The following is a 4,881-nucleotide window of genomic DNA, read 5'->3' as shown; positions in this document are numbered from 1 at the left end:
GGTCTTGTCCTCGGCCTTGGCCGCGGGCTCTTCCGCGACGATCGAAGACACGACCGGCTCGACCGGCGCATTCGCCGCCGCCGGCTTGCGCCGCGACGGGCGGGCCTTCGGTGCCTCCTCGACAGAAGCGATGGCTGCCTCGTCGGATGCGGTGACCGGCGTGTCGACCGGTGCTTCCACCTCCGCAGCCGGCTCATCGGCGACAATTTCGGCCGCGGCCTTCTTTGGCTTGGCCGCGCGACGTGGCTTCTTCGGCTTCTCCGTGGCCGGCGCGTCGTCATTTGCCGGGGCAAGCGCCACCGGCTCTTCGGCTGGTGCGGCAACGACCGGCTCGCTGGCGATCACCTCGGTTGCCCGGACTTCGCCTTCAGAAGCGTCTGCTGTTTCGCCAGCACTTGCCTCAGCCTCGCCTTCACCGTCTTCGCGACGGTTGCGCTTGCCGCCGCGCTTGCCGCGCCGGCGCTTTTTGCCCTGGCCTTCGTCCGAAGCTTCAGCTGTCTCAGACGTTTCAGCAACACCGACAGGGGCGTTGTCGTCCGCTTCCGTGTCGCCATCGCTGGCGGCCGAGTCCGGGTCCGAAAACTCACCGGCCGGAGCCGAGACGGAAGCACCGTCCGCAGGGGCGCCATGTTCGCGATCGCGATCCTTGCCGCCGCGCCGGCGCCGACGCTTGCGGCGCTTGCGGTCGCGGCCTTCGCCTTCTTCGCCACCGGCAGCGGGCCGGGGCTGTTGTTGCTGAGGCTGCTGGCGTGGCTGTTCGGCCTGCACCGGTGCTTCATCGTCTTCCTCGACGACGACAATCTCGTCCTCGGGCTCTTCCAACTCGACATAGGCCGGGAAGCTGCGCGCCTCGACGAAGCCTTCCGGCTTTTCAGCCAGCGCGCCACGGAAGATCGCATAGTGTTGCGAACCCACCGAATCGTCGGCCTCGACGGTGATCGTCAGCCCGAAGCGGCTTTCGAGTTCGACCAGCGTGCCGCGCTTGTGGTTGAGCACATAGAGTGCGGTCGCCGCCGGCGTCCGCACCGTGATGTGGCTGCGCGAATCCTTGAGCAGGAATTCCTCGATCGCCCGCACCACCATCAGCGCGACCGACGAATCGGAGCGTACATGGCCGGTGCCGCCGCAATGCGGGCAGGGCTTCATGGTCGATTCCAGCACGCTGGCGCGGATGCGCTGGCGGGACATCTCCATCAGGCCGAAATGCGAGATACGGCCGACCTGGATGCGCGCACGATCGTTCTTGAGGTGATCCTTCAACCGCTTCTCGACGGAGCGGTTGTTGCGGTTCTCCTCCATGTCGATGAAGTCGATGACGATCAGGCCGGCGAGATCGCGCAGCCTGAGCTGACGCGCGACTTCCTCGGCCGCTTCCAGATTGGTGTGGAGCGCGGTGTCCTCGATCGAGTGCTCCTTGGTGGAGCGGCCCGAATTCACATCGATGGCAACCAGCGCCTCGGTCTGGTTGATGATGATGTAGCCGCCGCTCTTCAGCGTCACCTGCGGCTGCAGCATGCGGTCAAGCTGTGCCTCGATGCCGTTGCGCACGAAGATCGGCGTCGTGTCGCGGAACGGCTGAACCACCTTGGCGTGGCTCGGCATCAGCATGCGCATGAAGTCCTTGGCCTCGCGATAGCCTTCCTCGCCGGAGACAAGAATCTCGTCGATATCCTTGTTGTAGAGGTCGCGCACCGAGCGCTTGATCAGGCTGCCTTCCTCGTAGACCAGGGCAGGGGCCGTGGACTGCAAGGTGAGATTGCGGACATTTTCCCAAAGCCGCATCAGATATTCGTAATCGCGCTTGATCTCGGCCTTGGTGCGGCTCTCGCCGGCGGTGCGCAGGATCACGCCCATGCCCTGCGGCACTTCGAGATCGGCAACGACCTCCTTCAGCCGCTTGCGGTCGACCGCGCTGGTGATCTTGCGCGAAATGCCGCCGCCACGCGCCGTGTTCGGCATCAGCACCGAATAGCGGCCGGCAAGCGACAGATAGGTGGTCAGTGCCGCACCCTTGTTGCCGCGCTCTTCCTTGACGACCTGCACCAAGAGGATCTGCCGGCGCTTGATCACTTCCTGGATCTTGTACTGGCGGCGCACCGGCTTGCGGCGGTTGCGCACTTCTTCCAGCGCGTCCTCGGCGCCGACTGATTCGACCTCGTGATCGTCCGGATGCGAGGACTGCACTTCTTCCAGCATGCCGCGATCATTGTCTCCGGAGGTCGCCTCGCTGCCTTGTTCGGCCTGCGGAACGGCTTCGGAAATCACATCGGCCTCGACCGAGGCGGCGATCGACGTCGGGCCGCCTTCGCGGGTTTCGCCTTCGTCCTGCTCGGCGGAATCCTCGCCATGTTCGGACGCATCGGCATGTTCGGACGCATCGGCCGCATGTTCGATGATCTCGGACGTGTGCGAGATCTCCTCGAAACCAGCGTCGGCGCCCTCTTCCGCCTCGTCGGCAGTGTCGCTTGCCTCGCTGGAATCGGCAGCATCACGCTTGTGCTCGCCCCGGTCGCGGGGCTTGCCGCCGCGCCTGCGGCCGCGCCGTCCGCGATCGCGGCTCTGGCGATCATCGCCGTCGCCGTCCTCGTTCTCTTCGTCCTCAGCCTCCTGCGCTTCCGCGCGCAGCAGTGCCTGACGATCGGCGACCGGAATCTGGTAATAGTCGGGGTGAATTTCACTGAAGGCGAGAAAACCGTGACGGTTGCCGCCATATTCGACAAAGGCTGCCTGAAGGGAGGGCTCTACGCGCGTTACGCGGGCTAGGTAGATGTTTCCTTTGAGCTGCTTCTTGTCCTGGGATTCAAAGTCGAATTCTTCAATACGGTTACCGCGTATGACGACAACGCGTGTTTCCTCCGGGTGGGAGGCGTCTATCAGCATTTTGTTGGGCATTATTTCGTTTCCCCCCGGCAGCCGTCAGCCGCAGCTTGCGAGGCAAAGCCTGCTGCTGCGTGTCTGGAGTGTGGGTGCCGGATATTTGAACGTCCGTCAGCCGCCGCTTGAGCGCCATGGCGGTGCCGCCCGCAGCCATAATGGCGCGGTTTGATGCGGACCTTTCCATGATTGCGCTTGAAGCCATCGTCACCAACAGAACCTTTTGAACCAAAGCCCGGATGAACCGGACCAGCTTGTTTGCTCCTACAGAGCCGGCACGGGAACAAACCCGGCCGTTTTCCTCACGCAGGCGATTCCCCCGCCACGGGAGCACGCCTGCGAAATTCGTCGCGATCACCTGAACCCTTTTCGCCTGAAGCGAAAGGAGCCGCCTTTACGTCTGACCCTGTAGCAAGAAGCTGCGGAGGAGGGCGGTTCCAGGATTGCAGTGATCCACCATCGCTTTTATGATTTGGCGGGGTGGAAGGCAACCCCGATTTCCGATGCCGGCAAAAAGCCGTTCCGTAGCGTAAGCCAGCTTGCCGCCCTTGCATGAAAAGGCTTGGTTAACCTTCTCTGGATACCAATCGTTAATCGAGTTCGCGGCCTAACCGGCATTTCGACGAAACGACCGGCGCCGGGCGCCAAACCGGGAGCGACTGGAAGAGAGATGGGATTGGCGGACTTCACAGACAAGGGATGTCGTGTCTGCGGCCGGATCCTGGCCGCTTTCTGCCTCTTGCTGCTGCTGGCGGTCTCATCTGCCTTGTCCTCAAAAGCCAATGCCGCCGACGCTCCGCTCGTGGCAAAAGGTTACAAGATGGCCGGCGATGCCACCAAGATGCGCATCGTCATGGACTTCGATCGCGAACCCGATATCAAATGGTTCCTGCTGCGCGGTCCCAACCGTCTTGTCATCGATCTCGCGAATACGAGATTCGCCGTTGATGCCAAGGATTTGAAGGCGCGGGGCCTGGTCAAGGGCGTGCGTCTGGGCGCGCTTAGCGAGGGCGTTTCGCGGCTGATCCTCACCGGCAAGGGTCCCTTTGCCGTCGACAAGCTCGACGTGCTCAAGAACGAGGACGGAACCGGCTACCGCATTGCCATCGACATGTCGGCGGCATCCGAGCGCGAGTTCGATGTGGCGCTGGCCAATCAGGCGCTGACCACCGGATCGACCGTTTCGACCGACAAGGGAGGGCGGGTCGGCACCGGACCGGTTTCCAATCCGGGTCATCGGTTCACCGTCGTCATCGATCCCGGCCATGGCGGCATCGACGGCGGTGCCGAGGGCCTGAACGGCACCATCGAGAAGAATGTCACGCTGGCCTTCGCCACGGAGCTGCGCGACAAACTCGCAGCCGTTGGCAATTATGATGTGTTCATGACGCGCGACACAGACGAATTCCTGCGTCTTGATGACCGCGTGCGCATCGCCCGTCAGCATGAGGCCGACCTGCTTATTTCGATCCATGCCGACACGATCAGCGTCAAGGGCATTCGCGGCGCCACCGTCTACACCGTCTCCGACAAGGCTTCGGACCCCGAGGCGCAGGCGCTTGCCGACCGAGAAAACCTCTCCGATCAGTTCGCCGGCATGGAAATCAAGAACGACAACAAGGAAGTCACCGACATCCTGATCGACCTGATCCGCCGCGAAACGCACAATTTCTCGATGAGTTTCGCCCACACGCTGGTTGGCCAGTTGTCGACCAGCGTCGGCCTCATCAACAATCCGCAGCGTTCGGCGGGCTTCAAGGTGCTCAAGGCACCCGACGTGCCGTCGGTGCTGGTCGAACTCGGTTATCTCTCGAACGCCAAGGACGAGGCGCAGTTGCTCAACGCCGACTGGCGCGGCAAGGCGGCCCAGAGTATAACCAACGCCGTCGCGCTGTTCGCGTCGGCCAAGGCCGGACCGGGAACCGGAGGTTGACATGACCGGCGGCGCCTGCAACCAGAGGCGGCGTTGCGCGACGACAACACCCAATGCTTTTTATTTCCTGCTCG

The 4,881-nt window shown here is 63.1% G+C and carries 2 protein-coding genes; one reads left to right on the top strand and one right to left on the bottom strand.

Translation table 11 applies throughout. The features are described 5' to 3' along the window. A partial coding sequence (locus tag EN939_RS20935) for an Rne/Rng family ribonuclease (RefSeq protein ID WP_164751116.1) occupies window positions 1–2,892 on the bottom strand: 2,892 nt, incomplete at its 3' end. Between the two features lie 652 nt (window positions 2,893–3,544). On the opposite strand from EN939_RS20935, the gene EN939_RS20930 reads away from it, so the two are divergent. After that, window positions 3,545–4,807 (top strand): N-acetylmuramoyl-L-alanine amidase, encoded by a 1,263-nt coding sequence (locus EN939_RS20930; RefSeq protein ID WP_127269499.1) that lies wholly within the window; start codon window positions 3,545–3,547, stop codon window positions 4,805–4,807. Window positions 4,808–4,881 lie beyond the last annotated feature (74 nt).

Source organism: Mesorhizobium sp. M7A.F.Ca.CA.002.05.1.1 (assembly GCF_003998335.1).
Taxonomy (GTDB): domain Bacteria; phylum Pseudomonadota; class Alphaproteobacteria; order Rhizobiales; family Rhizobiaceae; genus Mesorhizobium.
This window is presented reverse-complemented; position numbering and strand designations above follow the sequence as displayed.

What these genes read in the sequence shown, in the direction of transcription:
- EN939_RS20930 (WP_127269499.1), top strand. Translation starts at nt 3,545, where the DNA reads ATGGGATTGGCGGACTTCACAGACAAGGGATGTCGTGTCTGCGGCCGG.